The sequence below is a fragment of the Actinomadura sp. ATCC 39365 genome, assembly GCF_054392275.1.
In genome coordinates this window covers 6,097,729-6,120,914 of the sequence record NZ_CP184335.1, presented here as the reverse complement: position 1 = coordinate 6,120,914, position 23,186 = coordinate 6,097,729, and the positions used below count along the sequence as shown (strand labels likewise).

Sequence of the window (23,186 nt, the reverse complement as noted above, 5' to 3'; positions counted from 1 at the left end):
GGAGTCTCAGCCACGTGTCCTCGTGCCGGAGCTTCGGGAAGGTCGCGGGTGGCGGCGCGGGCTCGGTTCGCGGCCGGGTGGCTGGTGGATCTGCTGCTCCGGCGCCGGTCGCGACGGGTTGGGCCGGGTGACCTCCGTCCCGTCCAGGAGGATCTGCTCGCCGTGGTGGGTCACCGTGAGCGACGGCCCCTGCAGCAGCCGGTAGACCGTCGCCTCCGGGGCGACGCCGACGCTCAGCAGGCTGCCGCGGTAGCGCAGCCGGAAGGCGAGCCGGGTGATGCCGGGAGGGAGCGACGGGGCGAAACAGATCCGTCCCTGGCCCGCGCGCATCCCGCCGAAACCGGCGACGAGGGCGATCCACGCCCCGGCCAGCGAGGCCATGTGCACGCCGTCCATGGTGTTCTTCTCCAGGTCCGCCAGGTCCATCAGCGCCGCCTCGCCGAGATAGCGATAGGCGAGCTCCAGATGGCCCACCTCCGCGGCGATCACCGCCTGGGTGCAGGCCGACAGGGACGAGTCCCGTACGGTCAGCGCCTCGTAGTAGGCGAAGTTGCGGCACTTCTGCTCCGGCGTGAAGGCGTCCCCGCGCAGATGCATGGCGAGCACCAGGTCCGCCTGCTTGACCACCTGCTTGCGGTAGAGGTCGAAGTACGGGAAGTGCAGCAGCAACGGATACTGGTCGGACCTGGTGGCCGCGAAGTCCCAAAGCGCGTGCTGGGTGAAGCCCTCGCACTGCGGGTGGACGCCGAGCCGCTCGTCGTAGGGCACCGACATCGCCTCCGCCGCGTCCCGCCAGCGGCGGATCTCCTCGGCGGTGACCTGGAGCCGCTCGGCCGGGCCCGGATGGCGGTCCGCGGCCTCGGCCGCCGCGCGAAGGTTCTGCTGGGCCATCAGGTTCGTGTACACGTTGTCGTCGACCACGGCGGTGTACTCGTCGGGGCCGGTCACACCGTCGATGCGGTAGTGCCCGGCCGGGTCGTGGTGGCCGAGGGCGCACCACAGCCGGGCCGTCTCGACCAGCAGCGGCAGGCCGGTCCGCTGTTCGAACGCCACGTCCTGGCCGGCGTCCACGTACTGGGTCGCCGCGTGCGCGATGTCGGCGTTGACGTGGAAGGCCGCGGCTCCGGCGGGCCAGTAGCCGGAGCACTCCTCGCCGTGGATCGTCCGCCAGGGGAAGGCGGCGCCGTGCAGGCCGAGCTGCTTCGCGCGCTCGCGGGCCAGCGGGATCGTGGTCCGCCGCCACGACAGCGCGTCCGCGACGGCTGCGGGATAGGTGTAGGTGAGCACCGGCAGCACGAAGATCTCGGTGTCCCAGAAGGCGTGCCCGTCGTAGCCGGAGCCGGTCAGGCCCTTGGCCGGGATGGCGCGCTCCTCCAGGCGCGCGGCCGCCTGCAGCAGATGGAACAGCCCGAAGCGCACCGCCTGCTGCACCTCGGCGTCGCCCTCCACCTCGACGTCCGCGCCTTCCCAGAAGTCGTCGAGGAAGCGTCGCTGGTCCGCGTGCAGGCCGTCCCAGCCGTCCAGGCGGGCCGAGGCCAGCGCGGCGGCCACCTGGTCGTGCAGCGCGGCCCGCGAGCGCTGCGCCGACCATCCGTAGGAGAAGAACTTGACCAGCCGCAGCGTCTGGCCGGGCGACAGGCGGGTGGCCACGGTCATCCGGCTGACGTCTTTGCTGACCTGTGCCTCGCTCCGGGTGCCGTCCGGCCCGTCGATCTCGTGGCACATCCCGGCGGCCACGCGCAGGCCGCTGGCCCGGGTGCGGTGAACCATGATCGCCGTTCCGTCGCTGCAGGGGACGTTCTCCTCCGCGACCAGCGGCGCGTGCAGCGGGGCGGCGGCACGCGGGTCGCCGCCCTCGTAGGTCTGGGTCTCGTTGGCGATGAGCTCCGACTGGACGACGACCCGCAACGGCCGGTCCACGGCCTCGACCTCGTACAGGATCGCGGCGACCGCGCGGTGGGTGAAGGACACCAGCCGGGTGGACCTGATCCGGACCGGGGTCCCGGTCGGTGAGCTCCAGTGCGCTGTGCGCGTCAGGGTGCCGGCGCGCAGATCGAGGACGCGCTCGTGCTGGTGCAGCGTCCCGTACCGCAGGTCGAACGGCTCGTCGCCGACCAGCAGCCGGATCACCTTGCCGTTGGTGACGTTCACCACCGTCTGTCCCGATTCCGGGTACCCGTAGCCCGCCTCCGCGTACGGCAGCGGCCGCACCTCGTAGAACCCGTTGAGGTACGTGCCCGGCGCCCCGTGCGGCTCCCCCTCGTCCAGGTTGCCGCGCAGCCCGATATGGCCGTTGGACAGCGCGAACACCGACTCGGTCTGCGCCAGCACCCGCAGGTCGAGATGCCGCTCGCGGACCGCCCACGGCTCGACGGTGAACGCCGGATGCCGGATCATCCGGCATCCCGGGACGGCGCGTCCCGTTCCAGCAGGTCGGCCAGGTCGGTGACCACGACGTCGGCGCCGTGCTCGCGCAACGCGTCCGCCTGCCCCACCCGGTCGACGCCGACGACGAAGCCGAACCGTCCCGCCCGGCCGGCCGCGACTCCGGCCAGGGCGTCCTCGAACACCGCCGCCTCGGACGCCCCCAGCCCCAGCGCCTCGGCGCCCGCCAGGTACATGTCCGGAGCCGGCTTGCCGGCGAGCCGGCGGTCCCGGGCCACGACGCCGTCGATCCGGGCCTCGAACTGCGCGGAGAGCCCGGCGGCGGCGAGGACCTGCTCGGTGTTGGCGCTGGAGGACACCACCGCGCGGCGCAGCCCCGCGTCCCGGACCGCGGCCAGGTAGCGGACGGAGCCGGGGAACACGTCCACGCCGTCCCGGTCGATGATGGCCTGCACCAGGGCGTTCTTGCGGTTGCTCAGGCCGTACACGGTCATCGTGCCGGGCGGGTCGTCCGGTGTCCCCTCGGGCAGGCTGATGCCTCGGGCGTCCAGGAAGCCGCGGGCACCGTCCGCCCGCTTCCTGCCGTCGACGTAGCGGTCGTAGTCGGCGCCCGCGTCGAACGGGACGAACGCGACCCCGGTCTTCTCGCTCCAGGCCCGCAGGAAGTCGTCGAACATCGACTTCCACGCCCTGGCGTGCACGGTGGCGGTACGTGTCAGCACACCGTCCATGTCGAACAGGCACCCCCGAATCCCCTCAGGCAGCCCCAGCATGGATCCCCCGTTCCCCCTCACACCAGCTCCCACCTGCGCATACCCCTCCACCTCCGCTCCTCACCCGCGCCGCTCCCGGGCGGAGTTTGCCCCCTTCGCCCAGGGGCAGGTCGGCCTCACGGCGTGAGGTGCCATCGGTGCACCGCATCGGCGGAAAGGGGAACCCATGCCACTCGTCAACGTGAAGGTGATCGAGGGGGTGTTCAGCGCCACCCAGAAGGCCGAGATGGTGAAGAAGCTGACCGACGCGATCGTCGCCATCGAGGGTGAGCACATGCGTCCCCTGACCGTGGTCGTGGTCGAGGAGATCAAGAGCGGCGACTGGGGTGTGGGGGGACAGCCGGTGACGGCTGCGGACGTCAAGGCGCTGGCCTCGGGCGGATGACGTCCTCCGGGCGGTACGCGTAGCCGCGATCGCAGCTAGGCGCCCAGCGCGGCCAGGGTTTCCCGCAGCCAGCCGATCTCGGTCCTGCTGGTCGCGGTGGCGATCGTGAACAGCCCCTTGCGGAACGGGTCGTCGAAGTCGGCGGCCCGCAGGGGCCGGTCGCCGTCCCAGAAGAAGCTGGCCGGTTCGGTGAGGAAGGTCAGTCTGCGTCGCAGCACACCCGCCTGGAGCGCGGGCTCGTCGAGGTGGCGCAGGAACGCCAGCATCGTGAACCAGCGGTTCTCGTCGGTGATGAACGGCTCGTCCGGTTCGGCGAGCCGGCGCCGGAGCTCGGCGCGCCCGGCGCCGGTGAGGCTGAGCACGTGCCTGGGCGCGGCCTGGGCGCCGGGCTGCAGGTCGCGCTCGAGCAGGCCGTCGCGCTCCAGGCGTTTGATCGCCGGGTAGAGGGTGCCGTCGGCGATGGGCCGGACGTGGCCGGTCAGGGCGGCGACGCGTTTGCGCAGCTCGTACCCGTGGAGCGGTTCGTCGTAGAGGAAGCCCAGGATCGACAGCTCAATCATGCCGCTATGCTATCTCGATGTCTTGGTATATCGACATCTAGGTATCTCGGAGGCGATGATTGTGAGAGACGCGCAGGTGCTGCCGGACGGGAGCCGCATCCGCTGGGCCGAGGTGGCCGGGCGGCAGCCGGTCCGCGTTTACGTGCACGGGCTGGGCGCGGCGGCGGCGCCGTACTTCCTGCAGGTCGCGAGCCGGCCGGAGCTGGCCGGGCACCGGAGCCTGTTCGTGGACCTGCTGGGGTTCGGGACCAGCGACCGGCCCACCGCGTTCGGCTACACCTTGGAGGAGCACGCGGACGCGCTGGCGACCGCGTTGCGGGCGGCGGACGTGCGCGCGGCGCAGGTGGTCGCGCACAGCATGGGCGGGACGATCGCGGTGCACCTGGCCGAGCGGCATCCGGAGCTGGTGGCCGAACTGGTGCTGGTGGACGCCAATCTGGACCCGACCGAACCGGCACTGCGGCCGGGCAGTTCAGGCATCGCCACCTACACCGAGGAAGAGTTCGTACGGCACGGCTGGGACGAGACGCTGACCCGGGTCGGGCCGCACTGGGCGGCCACGATGAGGCTCGCCGGACGGGAGGCGCTGCACCGCAGCGCGGTCCACCTCGCGTGCGCGGACGTGCGGGAACGACTGCGGAGGCTGCCGATCCCGCGCGCCTACCTCTACCCGGAGGCGGACGGCGAGCTCGGCGGGGCGGCCGGGCTGGCAGCCTCCGGAGTACGGCTGATCGCCGTCCCGGACGCCGGCCACAACATCATGATCGACAACGTGGACGGGTTCGCCAGGGAGGTTGGCGGCCTTCTCGCCGGCCGGTGAGCAGCTGCATCGCCGGGGTCCGCGACGACCGGCGAGGACGTGTCAGCGTCTTGCGAGCTGCACCACGCCGTCGACGTCAGAGATCCCGATGGTTCCGCCGCCGGGATCGGTGACATGCGCGCGAGAGTCCAGGGCGATGTGTCGATTGTCGCTCATCACCCACAGCTGGTGCTACCGACCCAGCCCTGAGGGGCTCGATAGACGACGACGTCACCAAGGCGCGGGGAGTGGTCTCCATCGGTTCGGTGCACCGGCAGGCGCGCGCCCTGCATGATCGTCGCTTCCATCGACTTGCTCGGCACGCTGATCCCCAACGTGCCGACAACCGAGTCGACCACCCCACAGCCCGCAGTGGACGCCAACAGGAACAAGACGAACGGCGCGGCGCACGCCCGGTCATGGCGGCGCGATCTGTGTAGACCGTGCCAGGCTCCTGCCCTAACATCCCGCTTCATGATGATCCGCGTGCTGGCTGCCACGGCGGCCGGACTGATGGCGTTCTCCGGGACGGCGGCCGCCTACCCGGTCAAGGGCGTTCCCGAGCTGACCCACAACGCCCTGTACAAGAAGGGCAAGCTGCCCAAGATCAGCTGCAAGCTGAACAAGGGCACGACGAAGTCCTCCACCACCAAGTATCTGAACACCCTCGTCGACTGCCTGAACGACGCCTGGGGGCCGTTCATCCCCGACTTCCGGCCGGTCACGACCGACATCAAGACCACCCACGACAAGGGCGTCTGCCACAACGGCATAGAGATCACCGGTTCCTTCGTCAGCACCTGCTACACCTACCTCCAGATCCAGCTCGGCACCGACTGGATCAGCGCCAAGGACGACCTGCCGATCCGCACCCAGGTCGCCCAGGCCTGGAGCGGCGTGGTCATGGGCCTGACCGGCATCGGCAGGGCCTACTGGGCCATGCCGAACGACGCCGACGAGAAGCAGCTCGACGAGCAGGGGCGTCGCTTCGACATGCAGCGGCTGTGCCTGTCCGGCGTGACGCTCAAGGCCCTGGGCGCGAAGTCGAAGAACTGGAAGGCCACCCTGAAGGCCGAGGAGCCCACGCCGAAGGACAAGCGCTGGCGCGACCGCTTCAGCAAGGACAAGCTCAGCGCCAACGATCTCTACTGGTTCACGCAGGGCTACACCAAGGGCACTCCTGGCGCGTGCAACACCTGGAAGGCGCCGGAGTCCAAGGTCGCGTGACCGACTCCGCCCCCGCCTTCTCGTAGGCGGCGGGATTCCCTCCCGGCGCGGCCACGTGCTGCCGTGGATCTTGGCTCTTCATTTGTGAGCGATGCTCATGTATGGTCGCCGTCACTATGAGGAACCGCTGGTTGTCGCCGATCGCCGTCGTGGTACTGGCCGCCGTCATCGCGCTGGGAGCGGTGTTCGACCCGTCGGGGCTGGCCGCGCCGTACACCTGGACCGGCGCCGATCTGCTGCCCGTCGCCGGGCTCTGGCAGGTGGCGGCGCCGGCCGTCTACGTGCCGCTGCTGCTGGCGGGGGTGGGAGTGCTGGCGTGGGCGGTCGCCCGTGGACGCACCCCGCTGCGTACGGCATTGCTGGTGTGGGGCGCGGTGGTGTGGTCGGCGATGGCGGCGAAGCTGCTGATGTCGCTGGCGATGACCTCCGATGACGTGGTCTACCTGATGTGGTCGACCGGCTTCACCGGCGTCAAGGCGGCGGTGTTCGGCCTGCCGGTGGCGGCGGCCGCCTGGCTCACCCAGCTCCTGCACCGGCGCCTCGTCCCACCTCCCCCGGCGTCGGCCTCCACGGCGTCCGAGGCAGGGCCCGCCGCGGCCCCGGGGACGGTTCTCCCACGGTCGTCGACTGCGGGATGGGCGGCGGCGGGAGTGTCCGTGGTCCTGGCCGCGTCGGTCGGCGGGGTGTGGTGGGGCGGCTCGCCCGTCGGCTATGCCATCGGCGACTCCCCGCTGGCTCCCGCGCCCGAGGCGGGACCGCTGGGCTGCCTGGCCGCCGTCACTCTGCTGGGTGTGCTGACCTGGGCGTCGAACCGCCGGCTCAGTGCCACCACCTCGCCCCCGGCCGTCGTGGCCGGGCTCTCCGCACTGGCCGCGGCCGCGATGCTGGGCCTGGTCGAGGTGGCCGTCGGGATCCCCGGCGACCTGGCGGGCGGCGACCTGTTCTGGGCACCGGCGATCATGCTGCGCCTCGCCCCCGCGCTCTCCTTCGGCGCCCTCCTCGCCCTGGCGACGGCGGTGCTCGTCGCCCTCCTGCCCGCCGCCCGGCCGGCGCGCAGGGGCGTCGCCCTTGCCGCACCGATCCCGATGGCGGTCGTCGTGGCCGCGGCGGCGCTCGCCTTACCGCTCCTGCCGTCCGGCACCACCACCGCGCAACCCCCGCGCACCAAGGGGCTGACCCTCTCGGCCGACCGCAGGATCATCGACGCCGACGGCAACGAGGTGCTGCTGCGCGGCGTGAACGTCAACCAGCTCGAAGACTATTTCCAGAAGCGTCCGGACAAGGCGGTGACGCGACCGCTCACCGAGGCCGACTTCGCCGGCATGGAGCAGATGGGCTTCAATGTCATCCGTCTCGCACTGTCCTGGTCAGCGCTGGAACCCCGGCCCGGCCACTACGACCCGGCCTACCTCGCCAAGATCTCCTGGGCCGTCGGGACCGCGGCCCGGCACGGCCTGCGCACGGTCATCGACATGCACCAGGACGCGTGGGGAAAGGGCGTCGACGCCGCCCCCGGAACCACCTGCCCGAACGGTTCCCCGATGCACGGCTGGGACGGCGCCCCCACCTGGGCCGACCGCTTCGACGGCGCTCCGAGGTGCGAGTTCACCGGACGCGACATCTCACCGGCCGTCGCCCGCGCCTTCACCAACTTCTACCAGGACCGGGACGGCATCCAGACCCGCCTGGTCGCCGCCTGGGGCATGCTGGCGGAGCGGTTCGCGAACGAGCCGATGGTCGCCGGATACGACCTGCTGAACGAGCCGGGCTTCGGCGAGGCGCCGCCGATCACCTCCGGCGTCCTGCTCGGCCGCTACTACGACCGCGCGATCAAGGCCATCAGGGCGGGTGAGCGGCGCGGCTTCCCCCACCTGGTCTTCTTCGAGCCGTCCGTGCTCTGGTCGGGTCTCGGCTTCGAGGTCCCGGTGCCCAAGGACTTCACCGACGACCGGCTGCTCGTCTTCGCTCCCCACCTCTACAACGAGTCGATCACCATCGACCAGGGCACCGGCCTCACCGTCACGAGCATCGAGCGCGGCTTCGAGCTGGCGAGCCGGGCGGCGGAGTACTACGGCGCCGGGCTCTGGTCGGGTGAGTGGGGCTGGTTCGGCGACCCCGCCGCCGCCCCGATCGCGAGATACACCGACCAGGAGGATCGGCACCGCATCGGAGGCGCGTTCTGGGTCTGGAAGCAGTCCTGCGGCGACGCCCACGCCGATGCCGAGTCGAAGACCGGCGGCAACCTCATGATCGAGGACTGTGTCACCGGGAAGGACCTGCCCCCGCCCGCCGAGTACGTCACCGAGCTCTCACGCCCCTTCCCGCGCTCCGCCCCCGGCCGGCTGACCGGCCTGACGTCGGACCGCGCGAGCCTGACGGCCCGGGGTGAGGGCAGCGGATGCGGCCTCGACGTCTGGTTCCCGGGCGACGCCCGGCCGGTCGTCCGCGGCACCGGACTCAGCGGCGTCGCCGTCCGGCGGGCGCCGGGTGGCTGGCGTGTCACCGGCTGCACCTCGGGCGTCTACAGCCTGACCGCGGACGTATGACGCTCCCCGATGGAAGCGCCTGATCGGCCGCTGCTGGACCGGTCACGTCACCGGTGTTCGCCGGCGTAGAAGGCACGGGCGGCGAAGCCGATCCACTCGGGGCGTTCCCAGGTGGTCCAGCGGGCGCGCGCCTGTTGGTCGATCTTCGCGGCCGTCTCGTCGGCGGAGGCTCCGGCCGCGCGCAGCCGTACGACCTCGCCGTGCACGTGGTCGAGGTAGTCGCGGACGTCGCGGATCAAGGAGACGCCGCCCACCTCCCCGTGGCCGGGCACGACGATCTCGGGGTCGCGGGCGATCAGGTCATCGAGCGCGGCTATCCATCCGGCGCCGTCCACGTCCACGTCGTACGGCGGGAAGTACGGCGCGATCGGGAAGATGCGGGTCTCGATCAGGTCGCCGCCGAACAGCACCCGGTCGTCGATGACGACGACCTGGTCGGAGCCCGTGTGCGCCGGCCCGACCGCCCGCAGCGCCGCCTTGCGCCCACCCAGGTCGATCTCGGCCCGGCCCTCGTAGACCAGGTCGGGATCGACGAGCTCGACGCCTTCGAGCTCGGCCGCCGCGGCGGCGCTCAGCCCCTTGAACATCTCGACGTAGGCGGCGCCCTTACGGTGCAGCTCCGCGCGCTGGGAGGCGTTGTAGACGATCGTCGCGGCCCCCTTGAACGCCTGCGCCCCGAACCCGTGCTCGGGGTGGAAGTGCGTGATGGTCAGGTACAGCCGTCGGTCGCCGGCCAGGCGCCGGGCCTGCTCCAGGACGTAGTCGCCGTTGCGGGGGCCCATGCCGGTGTCGACGACCAGCGCGGCGTCCTCGCCCACGACGATGCCGACGTTCGGGACGAGCTCGACACGGTTGTCGGGGATGACGTACACGCCGTCGGACACCTCGACGGGCTCGCCGCGCACGACCGGCGGCGGGCTCGTCCGCACGTCGGGAAGATCCCCCAGGTCAGGGGACGGGTTCGGCGTCACATCGGCGGGGCACATGATCCGGCTCCAATCTGAACACTGTTGAGATGCTTGCGAGCGTAGCAGAGATCTGATCAGTGTTAAGATCGGGCGATGGCGAAAGGGCGATACCACCACGGTGACCTGCGCAGCGCGCTGCTCGACGCCGCCGAGGCTCTCGTACGCGAGCGCGGCGCCGACGGCTGGTCCCTGCGCGAGGCCTCGGCGCGCGTCGGCGTCAGCCCCAGCGCCGCCTACCACCACTTCGCCTCCCGCGACACGCTGGTGCGCGCCCTGTCCGAGCGGACGCTCGCCTGGCTCGGCGAGCGCCTGCGACAGGACTGCGAACGCGCGCCCGGCCAGGAGGACGACCCGCAGCGGCGGCTGATCGCCCTGGGGTGCGGCTATGTGCGCTGGTCGCTCGGCGACCCGGCCGTCGCCCGGCTCGTGCTGCGCGGCGGCGCCACCGCCCCCGACTCCGCCATCTCCCCCCACCCGCACGACGTCCTCACCGCGGAGCTCGACCGGCTCGCCGAGGCCGGCGGCCTGCCGGGGCCCGCCCGCGAGGGGGCGGAGTTCGTGGTGTGGGCCGCGCTGCACGGGCTGGCCGTGCTGCTGGCCGACGGCCTGGTGCACTTCGACGACCCGCGCGCGGTCGACCTCCAGACCACGCGCGTGGTCCGCACCACGCTCAACGGCCTGGCCCAGGAGGCGTCGCACGCGGCGGGCCGCCCCGCGGGCCGCTCGGCGCACACCGAGCGCCTGGCCCGCCGCTCCGGCGGCTGACCCCCCCAAGGGATGCGTGCGCGTACACCGATCGGTGTACGCGCAGGTGTCTGCGCATGGACGACGCCGGGCACCACAGGCCGCTCATAACGTCTGGGCCATGAAGAAAACAGTTCTTGCCGGTGTCGGCATCGGCGTCGCGGCATTCGCCATCTCGGACGTGGTCAACAGGGAAATGAGCCCGATCGGCGAGACGATCAGCAGGTTCGTCAACACGGGGGCCGGCTGGCTGGTGCCCCTCGGGCTGGTCGCCCTCGCGCTCGGCGCGGCGGCGCTGACGGTGGCGGTGGCTCGTACCCGCACCAGCCGCGCGGGCACCTGGCTGCTGGGCGTCTGGTCGCTGGGGCTGCTGGTGGCCGCGATCTTCCCCGCCGACCCGCCGGGGCAGTGGGACAACCCGTCGGTCTCGGAGAGCGTGCACGGCTTCTCCGCCTGGGCGGCCTTCGCCGCCTTCACGGCCGCCGCCGTGGTGCTGACCAGGGCGTGGCCGCGGGACGACCTGCTCACCGGTGCGACTGTGGCCCTGGTGTCTGGAATGATCCTGTTTGTGGTGACTCTCGTCGATGTCATGGTCTCCCGGTCGCTGCCTCCAATGGTGGGACTGACCGAGCGCATCGCCATCGCCGCCAGCCTCGGCTGGATGGCGCTGGCCGCCGTCCGTCTGCCCGGCGCCCGCCGATGACCTCCGCTGTCCCGGCCGTCGTGCTGCCGGGGGCGCTCACGACCGTCGCCGTCCTGACCGGGACGGCGGCGGTCGGGGCCCCGATCGGCTGGCCGGTGGTCACGATGGCGCTGCTGCTCGGCGGGTTGCTGGTGGTGCGGCGGCGCCGGCCGGTCGGCGTCCTGCTGGCCTCGGCGCTGGTGCTGGTCGCCTTCCAGGGAGCGGGGCTGTTCGAAGGCGGCTGGGTGTGGCCGCTGACCGCGGCCGCCTACACCGTGGCCGCGGCCGGCCGGACCCGCTGGGCCGCCGGTGTGGGACTGTTCCTGCTGCTGTACGCGCTGACCTGGGACTGGGCCGTTGCGGGCGGCTCGCCTGCCCGCGCGCTGGCCTCCGGCGGCGCCGAGGTGCTCTGGCTGGCGCTGGTGCTGGCGATCGGCAACGCCCGCCACCTCCAGGCGCGCTGGCGGGCGCAACTGGAGCAGGCACGCGAGGCGGACGCCCGCCGCCGCCTCGCCGAACAGCGGCTGGAGATCTCCCGCGAGCTGCACGACATCATCGCCCACACCTTGGCCGTGGTCGGCGTGCATCTCAACGTGGCCGCCGACGCGCTGGACGACTCCCCCGAGGAGACGCGCGCGGCCCTGCGCACCGCGATGGACGTGCGCGGCAAGGCCATGGCCGACCTGCGCTCGCTCATCGGCGTGCTGCGGATCGACGATGACCCCGCCCCGCAGCCGGACCTGGGCGCCATCGCCGATCTCGTCGCCGCCGCCCGGGCCGCCGGACTGCAGGTGGAGCTGCACGAGGAGGGCGATGCCGCCATGGTCACCGGCCCGCAGGCCGTCGCGGCCCACCGGCTCGTCCAGGAGGCGCTGACCAACACCATCAAACACGCCGACGCCACCCGGGTGTCGGTGCGGCTGCGCTATGCGAGCGACGCGGTGACGGTCGAGGTGGCCGACGACGGCCGCGGCGCGACCACCCCGGCCGACGGCGTCCTGACCGGGGGCCACGGGCTGACCGGCATGCGCGAACGTGTCACCACCCTGGGCGGCACGCTGAGCATCGAAGGGAGCGAGGGGTTCGCCGTGCGCGCGATCATCCCCATGGCGACATGACGATCAAGGTGCTGCTCGCCGACGACCAGGCCCTCGTCCGGGCGGGTTTCCGCAGCCTGCTCAACCGCTCCAAGGACCTGACCGTGGTCGGCGAGGCCGCCACGGGCGACGAGGCCGTCCGGCAGGCCCGCGCCACCGAGCCCGACGTGATCCTCATGGACATCCGCATGCCGGGGATGGACGGCATCGAGGCCACCCACCGGGTGCTGGCCGAACGCCCGGACACCAAGGTCATCATCCTGACCACGTTCGACACCGACGACCACGTCTTCGCCGCGCTGCGCGCCGGCGCCAGCGGGTTCCTCACCAAGGAGGTCGGACCCGCCGAGCTGCGCCACGCCGTGGCCGTGGTGGCCGCGGGCGAGGCGCTGCTGTCGCCGAGCGTCACCCGGCGGGTCGTCCAGCAGTTCGCTCACCGGCCCGCCCCGCTGAGCGGCGACCGGCTCACCGCGCTCTCCGTGCTCACCGATCGCGAACGCGAGGTCGTCCGTCTGGTGGCCGAGGGGCTGTCCAACGACCAGATCGCCGCCAGGCTCGTGATCAGCCCGCTGACCGCCAAGACGCACATCACCCGCGCCCTGATGAAACTCGGCGTCCGCGACCGGGTGCAGCTGGTCATCCTCGCCTACGAGACCGGCCTGGTGCAGCCGGGCTCCTGATGCGCGGCCCCCGTCAACTGCTGGGCGGACGAGCACTACGGATCCAGCGGCGAATACGCCCACGCCGGGTGCTGTTCGGGCACCGGCCACGTGCGGGCCGTCGCCTCCTGCACGGACAACCCGAGCACAACTGGTGAGGTGTTCCGAGAGCGTCGTGCAACAGTAGGGCCTCCGTCCTGATCCTTGGGTTTGTGGAAGATTTCGACGAGTTCGTCCGAGCACGGGGGGACGCGCTCCTTAGGTACGGCTATGTGCTGACCGGCAACTCCGAGGACGCGGCCGATCTCGTGCAGGAGTCGGCGCGATCGCGAGCAGCTGGTCGCCGCCGTCCCCGACCACGGCAGCCTCGACCAGTACGGCGACGCCGCCCTGTGGGCGGGGCTGCAGGAGCTGCCCCGCCGGCAGCGGGCCGTGCTCGTGCTGCGCTACTACGAGGACCTGCCGGATCAGGAGATCGCCGAGATCCTCGGCGTCGCCCGCGGGACCGTACGGAGCCAGGCAGCCCGCGCGTTCGCGCGGCCCGCCGTCGAGTTGTGGCCCGAGGCCGTCGTCAAGGTGCCGGCGAAGGACTCCGACGGCCGGACCGTGCGCGTGGTGACCGGCCTGAGCGCGACGGAGGTGCTGCTGGTCTCGGAGTCGGCGTTCGAGAAGGCCGGACGGCTGGAGGTGCACGACTCCGCCTCGGGGACGACCCGGGTGCTCGGCGACATCCCCAGCCCGCGGAAGAAGTACTACCCGCAGCTCTTCACCGCCGGCCGCGGGTACATCGCCTGGTTCGGCGCGACCCCGCAGGACAGCGTCCCCTGGACGGACTTCTGGGTCATGCCCGCACAGGGCGGCAAGGCCAGGCGCGTGGGCGAGGTCGACGCCGACGTGGACAGGATCGCCCTCACCGGCGACTCGCTCGTGTGGTCGGTGAAGGAGGGCGGCGTCTATCGCATGCCGCTGACCGGCGGCGCTCCCGAGCGGCTGCCCGCCACCGACGGGCTGCACCTGACGGCCTGGCCGTGGGCCGCCGGGCTGAGCGACGACCAGCCGTTCGCGAACCACACTCGTGCAGCGCATCGACGGGTCCGAACGCAGGACCCTGCCCGAAGGGCTGAGGCCACAGCCCGGACGGACGCTGCTGGGCGGCTCGTACGCGCTGTTCAGGGTGTACGACCCGGACCGCGACAAGAGCGGCGTGCCGATCGCCCTGCTGTACGACCTGACGACGGGCGCGATGGCCCGGATCGGGGAACGTTCCGTGGGCGTCCTGTCCGGGAACGTGGGCTCGGGGGCGTCCTCCTCCGCACCGTCCACCACCGTCTTCTGGGACGCCGACGAGAAGTCCTACGAGCAGTGTGCGAACGGGGGTGCCAGGTCAAGACGCGCGGCGGCGGCAAGGAGTACACCGTGCTGAACCTGGCGGCCGTCCCCCGGTGAGCACGGCCGCGTGAGGGCGGCCTGGGTAGGGCTGGCCCTACCTGTTCCGGGCAGTGCGTACGCCTAAAAATGCGCAGGTCAGCGTCATCGTCTGGGGGGCCGGGCGCGTCATACGGTTCTTGGCGTCAAGCAGGAGCGACACCAAGGAGCAAGTGACATGACCGTTGGCCGGCAGCTTGCCGCCCTCGCGGCGGGCCTGACCCTCGTGCCCGTCCTGGCCCAGGCGGCCTTCGCGGCCGAGCCCGCCGCGCCCGCCGAGCCCGTGCGGGCTCTGGAGGCGGCGGCGCACGAACTGCGCTCGACCGAGCCGGGCGCGGAGTCCGGCGACCTGAGGGCCTTCGGCCAGATGGTCGGCGACGCCCAGGTCGTCGGCATGGGGGAGGCGACCCACGGTTCGCATGAGTTCTTCACGGTGAAGGAGCGGGTCTTCCGTTATCTCGTGGAGAAGAAGGGTTTCACCACGTTCGCCCTGGAGGCCAGCTGGTCGGGTGGGGTGCGGCTCGACGAGTATCTGCGCACGGGCAAGGGCGACCTTCGAGCCATCGCCAAGGAGGTGCTGCGGTCTTCTCCGTGGGAGCGCGAGGAACTCGTCGGGATGCTGGAGTGGATGCGCGAGCACAACCGCCGCGACCCCGGCCGCCCGCTGCACGTCATGGGCGACGACATCGGCGCGCCGAAGGTCGGCGAGGAGGTCTTCGCCCGCGTCGCGCAGTACGTGCGGGGCGCCCACCCCGACTCCGCCGCTCCCCTGGCCGCGCTGTACGAGGGGTTGCGCCCGCTCGACGACGTCTTCGCCTACCTGAACCGGCCGCTGGAGGAACGGCGGCAGCTCGCCGGCAAGGCCCAGCAGGCGCTCGACCTGCTTCTCAGCCTGGGAGGGCCGAAGGCGTCCGCCGCGTACGACAGCGCCGTCCAGGACGCCCGGTTCATCGCCCAGACCGCCAAGTTCGCCGGCTACGACCTGGCCGACAAGTCATGGCTGAGCGTCGTCCAGCGCTACCGCGACCAGGTCATGGCCGACAACACCGTCTGGTGGCTGCGACACCACGGCGGCAGGATTCTCATGTCCGCGCAGAACACCCACGCCGGTTACGTCGCCGGCGACCCGGCGCTCTACCCGAAGACGCAGGGCTCCTACCTGCGCGACACCCTGGGCAAGAAGTACGTCGCCGTCGGCTTCACCTTCGACCGCGGATCCTTCCTGTCGAAGGACGCCGCGCTGGGCGGCGACTGGAAGCAGTTCACCGCCGGCCCCGCCGAGCCCGGCAGCAACGAGCACACCCTGGACCGGGTCCGCCACGACGACTTCTACCTCGACATGCGCACCGCGCCCGCCGCCGCGCGCGACTGGCTGGCGGTGGCCCGGCCGACCCGCAACATCGGCACGCAGTACCCGTACCCGCTGCTCGACACCGCCCTGTCCCGCGCCTTCGACGTGCTGGTCCACCTGCACGAGGTGCGTTCGGCGAAGGTCCTCAAGTAACGCGCGGGGCCTGCCGGTGTGCGGTGCGGCCCGGGGCAGGCGCCCCGGGCCGCACCTCATTCAGCTGTCCGTCCGGTCATCACCCGGAACGCCGTGGGCGTCCGGCGCCCCTTGTCACGGCCGGTCCCGGAGCGGATCCGTACCGGCCGAGCCGGTGAGCTACGCGCCTGGTCCGGCGCGCAGGAAGTCGACGACGCGGTCCAGGGCCACGGTGTCGCGGACGTCGTGCTGCAGGTCGTGGCCGCCGCCGGGGACCTCCAGATAGGCCGGTGCGGCGCCCTCGGGCCACCGGGCCGCGCGCAGGCGCGCGTACAGACGGCGGGAGTGCTCGACGGGGATGATCGGGTCGTCCCCGCCGTGCACGATGAGCAGCGGCAGCCGCATGCGGCCGGCGAGCCGCAGCAGGGCGCGCACCGGGGGCGGACCGTCCTGGTACAGCTGCCGTCCGGACAGGAAGGGCGCGACGACCGCGGCGCGGGACCAGAGGTCCGCCTGGGCGGCGCGGCCCAGGCCGAGGACGTCGGCGAGGTCGGGGCCGCCCCACGCGTCGCGGATGGCGTCACGGTGGGCGGCTCCGTAGCCGGTGCTGCCGCGCTGGTTGGGCGCGACGACGGCGATGCCCGCCCCGGACAGGACAGCACCCGGGCCGGGGACGGCCGGATCCCGCCGGCCACGATCGCCGCCGCCGGACGCGACACGGAGCAGCCGGCGAGGCCGACCAGGCCGGCAGGGCGGTCGGGCGCGCTGTGGACGAGGTGCAGGCCACCGGTGTTCCAGCGGGCGGCCGGATGGATCACCCCTGCGGGCAGGCCGGCCTCGGCGCCGGCGTCCTCGGCCAGGTCGTGCAGGACGAGGTGGGAGCGGGTGCGGCGGTTCACCGCGCGACGGCGCCGGGCGGCTGCTGGTCAGGCTGCTCGCGCCACGGGCCCGCCCGCTCGTCGTGGCGTCCCGGCGGTGCCTGCCCCAGTCGGGGACCGGTGTCCCGGCCGGGACGGGACTTCGGCGGGACGCTGCTCACATGCGGGCGGGACGCGGCATATGGCACGCTTGGCGGCGTGTCCGACCCCTCTGCCACCGGCCGTGACCAGACCCGACAAGATCGCGTCAGTGTTCCCGCGGGCGCCTTCACGGCCGGTGCCCCCGGCGGACGACCCGCCGCCGCGGCTGCGGACGAGGTCTGTACCGATGGGATCGACGGGGCCGGCTCTGAGGGGGCGGCGGCTGGACTGGGCGGTCCGGCTGCCTCGGTGAGGGACCGGTGGCCGGCGGGAGCGGCGGTGACGCTGGCCGCCGCGTCCGTCTTCGCCGCCGTGACCGCCACCTGGATCGACGTGGCGACCGGACCGGTGACCCGGCCCGAGCCGCTCGATTGGGAGGTCTGGGCGTCGACGGTCCCGGGCGCCGCCCTGGCGATCGCCGGAGGGGTGCTGGCGGTACGGCGGCCGCGCCACCTGATGACCTGGATCCTGATCACCGGCGGGCTCGTGACCTGCGTGAACGGCTTGGCCGGCGCGTACGCGGTGTTGTCGTCGGCCCATCACGGCGGCGCGCTCCCGCTAACCGCGGCCGCGGTCTACGCAGGGGCGCGCCTCGGGCCCTTCCTGAATCTGGTGCCGCTGCTCGTCCTGCTGTACTTCCCCGACGGCCGTCTGGTCTCCCCCCGTTGGCGGTGGGCGGCCGTGGTCTCGCTCGCCGCCACCGGCCTGACCGTGCTGATCTTCCTGTTCGTGCCCTGGCGCGTCGTGTCGCCGCAGGACTATCTGCCGGGGCTGGACGTGCCGATCCCGGTGATCCCCGACGCCTTCTGGCAGGCGGCGTACGCGGTGTCGCCGGCCCTGCTGGTGGCGAGTCTCCCCGTACCGGTGGCGGCCTTCGCCTGGCGGTTCCGGGGATCGTCGGGCGAGCGGCGGGCGCAGCTGCGCTGGATGCTGCTGGCCGCGCTGCTGAACGCGGCCCTGATGCTGGCCTCCGCCGTGCTGGACGGGATGCCGCGCGATCTGGGGTTCGTGTTGTGCCTGGTGGCGCTCGCCGCGGCGGTCCTGGTGGCGGTGAGCCGCTACCGGCTCTACGACATCGATCCCGTGCTCGGCTGGGCCCTGCTGTACGGCGGGCTCGCGCTCGCCGTCGTCGCGATCGACGTCCCGCTTTTTGCCGGCCTCGGCGCGGTCATCGGGGAACCGGTCGCGGCCGTGCTCGCGGCCGTCACGGTGGGCGTGGTCTACGCGCCGCTCCGCGAACGGGTGCGGCGATGGGTGAACCGGGTGCTGGCCGGGCGGGCGGAGCCGTACGAGGTGGTCTCGGCCCTCGCCCGCCGGCTGGAGGAGTCGACGCGGCCGGAAGACCTGCTGCTGGAGGTCGCCAAGGCGGTGTCGGCAGGGTACCGGTCACCGTACGTGCGGGTCGAGCTGGATCGCGCCGACGGCCGGACTGTCGTGGTGGAACACGGCACACCCCGTCCGGACGTCGTCGTGCTGCCGTTCGCCTACCGGGAGGCGCCGATCGGCCGGCTCGCCTTGGTCCCGCGCCCCGGCGCCTGGCCGGCCGAGTCCGCGCAGCGGCTGCTCGCCGACGTGGTACGCCAGGCCGCCGCCGCCGTACGCGCCACCGCGCTGACCGAGGAGCTCCAGAACAGCCGCGAACGCATGGTCAACGGCGTGGCCGAGGAACGCCGCCGGCTCCGCCGCGACCTGCACGACGGGCTGGGCCCCACTCTGGCCGCCGCCGCGTTGAAGGTGCAGGCGGCGCACAACCTGATGGCCCGGGACGCCGACTCCGCCCGCGCGGCGCTGGACCAGGTCCGCTCCGACCTCAGCGGCATGCTCGGCGACGTGCGAAGACTGGTGCACGACCTGCGGCCGCCGGCCTTGGACCAGTTCGGCCTGGCCGGCGCGCTGCGGCACGAGGCGTCCCGGTTCCGCGACGGCAGCCTGGCCGTCCGGGTCGAGATCGAAGGGGATCTGACGGCGCTGCCGGCCGCGACCGAGGTGGCGGCGTACCGCATCGTCTGCGAGGCTCTGACGAACATCGCCCGGCACGCGGGCGCGACCGGCTGCCACGTGCGCGTCGCCGTGGCCGACGACGAACTGGAGGTCGAGGTGACCGACGACGGGCGCGGCCTGCGCCCCGGCGCCGTGGTGGGCGTGGGGCTGCTCGGCATGCGGGAACGTGCCGAGGAACTGGGCGGCCGGTGCGTCGTCGAGCCCGCCTACGGGGGCGGCACCCGAGTGCACGGCGTCCTGCCTGCGCGGGTGGTGACGGCCCCGTGACGCCCCGCGTGCTGCTCGCCGACGACCACCCCGTCTACCGCGACGGGCTGCGCATGATGCTGCACTCCACCGGCGAGGCCGAGGTGGTGGGCACCGCCGCCGACGGGGAGGAGGCGGTGGCCGAGGCCGCCCGGCTACGGCCCCAGGTCGTCGTGATGGACCTGCGGATGCCCCGCCTGGACGGCGTGCAGGCGACCGAGCGCATCGTCGCCGCCTGCCCCGGCACCCACGTCCTGGTGCTCACGATGCACGAGGACGACGAGAGCGTCTTCGCCGCCATGCTCGCCGGGGCCCGCGGCTACCTGCTCAAGGGGGCCGACCAGACCGAGATCCTGCGCGCCATCACCGCGGTGGCCAGCGGCGAGGTCATCTTCGGCCCCGCGCTGGCCGAACGTGTGACCCGCTACTTCGCCCGGCTCGCCACCGCCCGGCCGCCCCGCGAGGAGCCCTTCCAGCAACTCACCGCCCGCGAACGGGAGACCCTCGACCTCATCGCGGCCGGCCTGACCAACCGGCAGATCGCCGAGCGGCTGTCACTGTCCCCCAAGACCGTGCGCAACAACGTCTCCAACGTCTTCGCCAAGCTCCAGGTCGCCGACCGCGCCCAGGCGATCATCCAGGCCCGCGACGCCGGCCTCGGCCAATGAAGGGGTGACGGCTGGTCGGCCCGCGATGATGTGCGACCGACGACGACACCCTGCTCAGATCGTGGCGGGTAGGTCGATCGAGGCGAGTTGGCTGGGTCGACAACGATGTGGATGCCGGTGATCCGACCGTCGGCGATGGTGAAGGCGATGACCGACAGAGGAACCGCCCGTCGCGGCCCGCATAGTCGGCCCGCTTCTCCAAGCCGAGTCCCTCGGTATAGAGCCGAGTGCGCGATCCTGATCCGAAGTGACAGGACCCCGATCCCCCTTCCTCTGCGCCGGGCCGCGATGTCCTCGCCCGACCGGGACAGCGGTCCCTGATCGGGCCGGGCCGATCCAGGACCGTAGGCGTGGCCGTACTCCCTGGGCGCCCGGGGCGCTCCGGCGGGAGAGTGCTGCCACCGACCCGCACCCCGAGGAGCGTCATGTCCAGCCGCATCGTGCCCAGCAACGTCGACCCGCACGAGCCCGTCGTGGCTCATCCCCGCTCGAACCCGGCCGGGGTCAGGATCTCCGGTCTCCTGCTGGCCGCGGGAGCCGTCGCCTGGAGCGCCGGCACCGTGATCGTCGGCGACCGGGTCCAGGAGGGCGTCCAGACACTCGACACCGTCACCGGCATGATGTTCGTCGCCGGGCTGTCCGCGTTCGTGTGGACCGTGCGCGTCACGCGCGCGGCCGGCGACGGGTGGACCCGCGTGATCCCGGCCGGTCTGCTGGTGCTGCTGCTCGGCGCGTTCGTGACCAACGCGCTCTCCTTCGGCTACGCCACCTACGACGAGTTCCCGCTGCCGCTGCTGATCCTGGACGCCTGCTGGCCGCTCAGCCAGCTCGGCATGCTCGCCCTCGGGCTCGCCATCGCGATCCGGGGCCGCCTGCGAGGAGCGGTCCGCTGGCTGCCCCTGCTCGCCGGCCTGTGGTTCCCGGTGACCATCCTGGCGCAGACCCTCGGCGGTTCCACCGTCTCGGTGTACGCCAGCGCCGCGCTGCTGCTCGGCGCGCACGCCCACCTGGGCCTGCGCCTCGCCGTCCGCCCCACGCTCTGAGCCGACGGGATCGTCTGGAAGCAGAGGAAACGGAGAGTCATGTTCTACTCTGGTGCCCGCCGGCTGGCAGTGACACTGCTGGCCGCCCTGACCACCGCCGCGCTGGTGCCGTCCGCGCCGGCCGCGGCCAGGCCGGTGCAGGGCAAGTGGCCGATCGCGGTTCTGCTGTGCAAGTTCCTCGACCGGCCCGAGGAGCCGAAGCCCCCGCAGTTCTTCAAGGAGCTGCTCACCGCCGAAGGTCTCGGCAAGGGCGGCCTGGCCGACTTCGTCGCCGAGCAGTCGCGCGGCCGGGTCGCCCTGGAAGGCAGCGAGGTCCACGGCTGGTACACCATCCCCAAGACCTACTCGCAGTGGCGCGAGGAGGGCTGGTACCCCTGGGACAGGCCGAAGGACTGCGTGCGGAGCGCGCAGAGCCAAGGGTGGACCCGGCCGCCCGGCAGCGCGATGTTCGTCATCATCAACACCGCCGAAGGCGGATTCGCGCGCGCCTCGTACAGCGGAGGGGGGGACACCATCGTCCTGGACTCCACGGCCTGGACGCTGAACCGCGCCGCCTACGAGTTCGGGCGGCTCAACGGGCTGACCCTAAGGCTGTCGCAGTTCCTGAACCAGCAACCCACGGAGTTGGGCAACCCGTACGACACGATGTCGGCGTCGACCACCCACTTCCCGCCCTCCGAGCGGTTCGGCGAGGGCGCGATCTCGCTGGCCGCACCGAGCCTCGACGAGCTCGGCTGGATGCCCGGCTGGCGGGTGACGACGCTCGGCAAGGACGGAGTCGGCACCCGGACCGTACGGCTGGCGCCCGTCGAGCAGCCGGACCGGCCCGGCGCGCTGATGGTTCGCGTGCCGTACGACCCGCAGAGATCCGACAGGTACCTCACCGTCGAGTTCCGTAAGAAGACCGGCCGCAGCGGCGCGATCCCCAAGGACACCATCCTCATCCACCGCTACCAGGGACGGAACCGGGTCAACCTCCTGATGGAGAACGAGACGAACCCGACGCCGATCCAGAGCTACCGCAGCGACGGCGTCGAGATCAAGCTCGACTCGATGACCGCCGACTCGGCGACCGTCACCGTCTCGACCGATGTGACCGGCAAGTGCGGCTTCCAGTGGGTCCCGCGGGCCGCCGTGGCCGGGGACAACGCCTGCGTGACGCCTGCCGTACGCGACAGCACCGCCGCCGACAACGCCGACCAGCCGAACCGTCTGGACGCCTATGGCGCCTGCCGGTGGGGCTACGTCCACCGCGAGATCACGCTGGCCGACGTGGCCTGCGTCTCCCCCACCGTGAAGTACCAGTCCGAGCAGGACACGGCCGCCGCGCCCGCTCGGATCAACGTCGCCCAGCACGTGTGGGGGCCGAACGCCTGCCAGGACGGCTACGTGTGGCGGATGGCCGACGACTCCGACTACGTCTGCGTGTCCCTGGAGACCCGCTACCAGACCCTGGACGACAACGCAGCCGCCGCCAGCCGCTGGACCGACGGGCCGGCCGGCCCCAAGAGCTGCGTCCAGGGGCATGTCTGGCGGGAGGCCTACGTCGGTGACCAGGTCTGCGTCACACCCGCGCGCCGCGACCAGGCTCGTGCCGACAACGCCGCCGCGTGGGAGAGGGTCAAGGAGAGCTGACCCTCGCCACTGGCAAGGCTTCGAGGGGGCCTCCGGTCGCGTGCAACGGGAGCCCCCTCCTCCATCTTCCGTACCTGCGCATACAAGGACTCCGATGAACCCTCTGACCCAGCATCTGTCCCGTTCCGTCGCCACGTCCTTGGCCCGCCAGTTCGCGTTGATGGACCTGCTCGGCAACCGCCCCTGGTCCGTCGACACCCACGCGGGTCTCATCTCCTTCGGCGACGACCTCCACTTTCCCCTCCAATTCCTGGGAACGGAGAGCCACACCGACCAGACCTGGCTGTGGGCGTGGGCCAACGCACAGAGCAACCTGCCACCGCACCTGCTGCGCGCCGCGGACTGGCTGCGCGACCACGGACGGCAGCAGGGCATACCGGAACTGACCGAGCCGTCGCTGCCGCTCGACCGCGCCGACGGGCACCTGCTCGCCCTGTTGTCGGCGGGCTTGACGAACCGCTGCTACTACCGCGGCCCCTACCCGGGCGGCGCCGTCTTCGTCCTGCTGGAGAACGTGCCGGACGAGGTCTTCGCGCCCGTGCGCCCCGAGCGCGCGCTGTCCGTCCTGGGGCAGGCACTGTCCACCTACGAGCTCGACCACCGAACCCTGGTGGAAAGCTTCCTGACCCAGCAGGGCTGGCAGGTGGAGAGCGGACCGGGATTCGTCGGCGGCCGTCACCCCGGCGGCTCCGGCCTCCGCGCCGAGCTCGACTCCCAGGGCCGGATCGGGGAACTGGAGAGCACGCTCCTCCCCCGCTGAAATCGGCGGCTGTCCACGCGGGTGCCATGGCCGCCGACACAACATGGCCGCATCGGCCGTGGTGCCGCATGAGGTGTCGCC

Annotated in this window: 20 protein-coding genes and 1 pseudogene; 15 read left to right on the top strand and 6 right to left on the bottom strand. The window is 72.3% G+C overall.

Annotated features, from left to right (window positions below; genetic code table 11):
• Nucleotides 1-6 precede the first annotated feature (6 nt).
• Together ACNF49_RS29880 and ACNF49_RS29875 are read right to left on the bottom strand one after the other, a co-directional pair.
• Nucleotides 7-2,397 carry a glycoside hydrolase family 65 protein gene (locus tag ACNF49_RS29880; RefSeq protein ID WP_482939574.1) on the bottom strand — a complete coding sequence of 797 codons (2,391 nt, stop codon included), beginning with the start codon at nucleotides 2,395-2,397 and terminating at the stop codon, nucleotides 7-9.
• On the bottom strand, nucleotides 2,394-3,158 hold the full coding sequence (locus ACNF49_RS29875; protein WP_498703205.1) for an HAD family hydrolase: 765 nt from the start codon (nucleotides 3,156-3,158) through the stop codon (nucleotides 2,394-2,396). Before ACNF49_RS29875 ends, ACNF49_RS29880 begins: the two co-directional genes overlap by 4 nt.
• A 166-nt stretch (nucleotides 3,159-3,324) precedes the next feature.
• On the opposite strand from ACNF49_RS29875, the gene ACNF49_RS29870 reads away from it, so the two are divergent.
• Complete coding sequence (locus ACNF49_RS29870) at nucleotides 3,325-3,543, top strand: tautomerase family protein (protein ID WP_357980390.1); 219 nt, start codon at nucleotides 3,325-3,327, stop codon at nucleotides 3,541-3,543.
• Nucleotides 3,544-3,578: 35 nt separating this feature from the next.
• Here ACNF49_RS29870 and ACNF49_RS29865 read toward each other — a convergent pair whose 3' ends face one another.
• Nucleotides 3,579-4,103 carry a PadR family transcriptional regulator gene (locus tag ACNF49_RS29865; protein ID WP_357980394.1) on the bottom strand — a complete coding sequence of 175 codons (525 nt, stop codon included), beginning with the start codon at nucleotides 4,101-4,103 and terminating at the stop codon, nucleotides 3,579-3,581.
• 55 nt (nucleotides 4,104-4,158) lie between these two features.
• On the opposite strand from ACNF49_RS29865, the gene ACNF49_RS29860 reads away from it, so the two are divergent.
• The 3 genes from ACNF49_RS29860 to ACNF49_RS29850 all read left to right on the top strand — a co-directional run bounded on the left by ACNF49_RS29860 (nucleotide 4,159) and on the right by ACNF49_RS29850 (nucleotide 8,675).
• Nucleotides 4,159-4,923, top strand: coding sequence for an alpha/beta fold hydrolase (locus tag ACNF49_RS29860; RefSeq protein ID WP_482939572.1), 765 nt, complete (start codon nucleotides 4,159-4,161; stop codon nucleotides 4,921-4,923).
• A gap of 453 nt (nucleotides 4,924-5,376) precedes the next feature.
• Nucleotides 5,377-6,129, top strand: a complete 753-nt coding sequence (locus ACNF49_RS29855; protein ID WP_482939571.1) for a hypothetical protein — start codon at nucleotides 5,377-5,379, stop codon at nucleotides 6,127-6,129.
• A 116-nt stretch (nucleotides 6,130-6,245) separates the two neighbouring features.
• Entirely contained in the window at nucleotides 6,246-8,675 is a 2,430-nt protein-coding gene (locus ACNF49_RS29850; protein WP_482939570.1) for a glycoside hydrolase family 5 protein, read from the top strand.
• A gap of 47 nt (nucleotides 8,676-8,722) precedes the next feature.
• Here ACNF49_RS29850 and ACNF49_RS29845 read toward each other — a convergent pair whose 3' ends face one another.
• Entirely contained in the window at nucleotides 8,723-9,661 is a 939-nt protein-coding gene (locus ACNF49_RS29845) for an MBL fold metallo-hydrolase (RefSeq protein WP_482939569.1), read from the bottom strand.
• Between the two features lie 75 nt (nucleotides 9,662-9,736).
• Here ACNF49_RS29845 and ACNF49_RS29840 point away from each other — a divergent pair, with 75 nt between their 5' ends.
• From ACNF49_RS29840 to ACNF49_RS29815, 6 genes are all read left to right on the top strand, one after another.
• Nucleotides 9,737-10,408: a TetR/AcrR family transcriptional regulator gene (locus ACNF49_RS29840; RefSeq protein WP_357980412.1), complete on the top strand. Its 672-nt coding sequence runs from the start codon at nucleotides 9,737-9,739 to the stop codon at nucleotides 10,406-10,408.
• Nucleotides 10,409-10,508: 100 nt separating this feature from the next.
• Nucleotides 10,509-11,090, top strand: a complete 582-nt coding sequence (locus tag ACNF49_RS29835; RefSeq protein ID WP_482939568.1) for a DUF998 domain-containing protein — start codon at nucleotides 10,509-10,511, stop codon at nucleotides 11,088-11,090.
• A complete protein-coding gene (locus ACNF49_RS29830) occupies nucleotides 11,087-12,187 on the top strand; it encodes a sensor histidine kinase (protein WP_482939567.1) in 1,101 nt (366 codons plus the stop codon). Before ACNF49_RS29835 ends, ACNF49_RS29830 begins: the two co-directional genes overlap by 4 nt.
• A complete protein-coding gene (locus tag ACNF49_RS29825) occupies nucleotides 12,184-12,846 on the top strand; it encodes a response regulator transcription factor (RefSeq protein ID WP_482939566.1) in 663 nt (220 codons plus the stop codon). The genes ACNF49_RS29830 and ACNF49_RS29825 overlap by 4 nt, the downstream gene beginning before the upstream one ends.
• A gap of 411 nt (nucleotides 12,847-13,257) precedes the next feature.
• A complete protein-coding gene (locus ACNF49_RS29820) occupies nucleotides 13,258-14,271 on the top strand; it encodes a sigma factor-like helix-turn-helix DNA-binding protein (protein WP_482939565.1) in 1,014 nt (337 codons plus the stop codon).
• Nucleotides 14,272-14,428: 157 nt separating this feature from the next.
• Nucleotides 14,429-15,754 carry an erythromycin esterase family protein gene (locus ACNF49_RS29815; protein WP_482939564.1) on the top strand — a complete coding sequence of 442 codons (1,326 nt, stop codon included), beginning with the start codon at nucleotides 14,429-14,431 and terminating at the stop codon, nucleotides 15,752-15,754.
• A gap of 159 nt (nucleotides 15,755-15,913) precedes the next feature.
• Here ACNF49_RS29815 and ACNF49_RS29810 read toward each other — a convergent pair whose 3' ends face one another.
• Together ACNF49_RS29810 and ACNF49_RS29805 are read right to left on the bottom strand one after the other, a co-directional pair.
• Complete coding sequence (locus tag ACNF49_RS29810; protein ID WP_482939563.1) at nucleotides 15,914-16,168, bottom strand: alpha/beta hydrolase family protein; 255 nt, start codon at nucleotides 16,166-16,168, stop codon at nucleotides 15,914-15,916.
• A gap of 87 nt (nucleotides 16,169-16,255) precedes the next feature.
• A pseudogene (locus ACNF49_RS29805) lies at nucleotides 16,256-16,387 on the bottom strand (prolyl oligopeptidase family serine peptidase); the annotation flags it as partial.
• Between the two features lie 614 nt (nucleotides 16,388-17,001).
• Here ACNF49_RS29805 and ACNF49_RS29800 point away from each other — a divergent pair.
• The 5 genes from ACNF49_RS29800 (at nucleotide 17,002) to ACNF49_RS29780 (ending at nucleotide 23,105) form a co-directional block, all read left to right on the top strand.
• Nucleotides 17,002-19,020, top strand: a complete 2,019-nt coding sequence (locus ACNF49_RS29800; protein WP_482939562.1) for a sensor histidine kinase — start codon at nucleotides 17,002-17,004, stop codon at nucleotides 19,018-19,020.
• The gene (locus ACNF49_RS29795) at nucleotides 19,017-19,667 is read left to right on the top strand and encodes a response regulator transcription factor (RefSeq protein WP_482939561.1); all 651 of its coding nucleotides are present in this window, start codon (nucleotides 19,017-19,019) and stop codon (nucleotides 19,665-19,667) included. The genes ACNF49_RS29800 and ACNF49_RS29795 overlap by 4 nt, the downstream gene beginning before the upstream one ends.
• Nucleotides 19,668-20,092: 425 nt before the next feature.
• Nucleotides 20,093-20,710, top strand: coding sequence for a hypothetical protein (locus ACNF49_RS29790; protein WP_482939560.1), 618 nt, complete (start codon nucleotides 20,093-20,095; stop codon nucleotides 20,708-20,710).
• Between the two features lie 39 nt (nucleotides 20,711-20,749).
• A complete protein-coding gene (locus ACNF49_RS29785; RefSeq protein WP_482939559.1) occupies nucleotides 20,750-22,345 on the top strand; it encodes a hypothetical protein in 1,596 nt (531 codons plus the stop codon).
• A 94-nt stretch (nucleotides 22,346-22,439) separates the two neighbouring features.
• A complete protein-coding gene (locus tag ACNF49_RS29780; protein ID WP_482939558.1) occupies nucleotides 22,440-23,105 on the top strand; it encodes a DUF6882 domain-containing protein in 666 nt (221 codons plus the stop codon).
• Nucleotides 23,106-23,186: the final 81 nt, after the last annotated feature.

Coding starts and splice junctions, on each gene's coding strand:
- ACNF49_RS29880 (WP_482939574.1), bottom strand. CDS start 2,397: ATGATCCGGCATCCGGCGTTCACCGTCGAGCCGTGGGCGGTCCGCGAG.
- ACNF49_RS29875 (WP_498703205.1), bottom strand. CDS start 3,158: ATGCTGGGGCTGCCTGAGGGGATTCGGGGGTGCCTGTTCGACATGGAC.
- ACNF49_RS29870 (WP_357980390.1), top strand. CDS start 3,325: ATGCCACTCGTCAACGTGAAGGTGATCGAGGGGGTGTTCAGCGCCACC.
- ACNF49_RS29865 (WP_357980394.1), bottom strand. CDS start 4,103: ATGATTGAGCTGTCGATCCTGGGCTTCCTCTACGACGAACCGCTCCAC.
- ACNF49_RS29860 (WP_482939572.1), top strand. CDS start 4,159: ATGATTGTGAGAGACGCGCAGGTGCTGCCGGACGGGAGCCGCATCCGC.
- ACNF49_RS29855 (WP_482939571.1), top strand. CDS start 5,377: ATGATGATCCGCGTGCTGGCTGCCACGGCGGCCGGACTGATGGCGTTC.
- ACNF49_RS29850 (WP_482939570.1), top strand. CDS start 6,246: ATGAGGAACCGCTGGTTGTCGCCGATCGCCGTCGTGGTACTGGCCGCC.
- ACNF49_RS29845 (WP_482939569.1), bottom strand. CDS start 9,661: ATGTGCCCCGCCGATGTGACGCCGAACCCGTCCCCTGACCTGGGGGAT.
- ACNF49_RS29840 (WP_357980412.1), top strand. CDS start 9,737: ATGGCGAAAGGGCGATACCACCACGGTGACCTGCGCAGCGCGCTGCTC.
- ACNF49_RS29835 (WP_482939568.1), top strand. CDS start 10,509: ATGAAGAAAACAGTTCTTGCCGGTGTCGGCATCGGCGTCGCGGCATTC.
- ACNF49_RS29830 (WP_482939567.1), top strand. CDS start 11,087: ATGACCTCCGCTGTCCCGGCCGTCGTGCTGCCGGGGGCGCTCACGACC.
- ACNF49_RS29825 (WP_482939566.1), top strand. CDS start 12,184: ATGACGATCAAGGTGCTGCTCGCCGACGACCAGGCCCTCGTCCGGGCG.
- ACNF49_RS29815 (WP_482939564.1), top strand. CDS start 14,429: ATGACCGTTGGCCGGCAGCTTGCCGCCCTCGCGGCGGGCCTGACCCTC.
- ACNF49_RS29790 (WP_482939560.1), top strand. CDS start 20,093: ATGTCCAGCCGCATCGTGCCCAGCAACGTCGACCCGCACGAGCCCGTC.
- ACNF49_RS29785 (WP_482939559.1), top strand. CDS start 20,750: ATGTTCTACTCTGGTGCCCGCCGGCTGGCAGTGACACTGCTGGCCGCC.
- ACNF49_RS29780 (WP_482939558.1), top strand. CDS start 22,440: ATGAACCCTCTGACCCAGCATCTGTCCCGTTCCGTCGCCACGTCCTTG.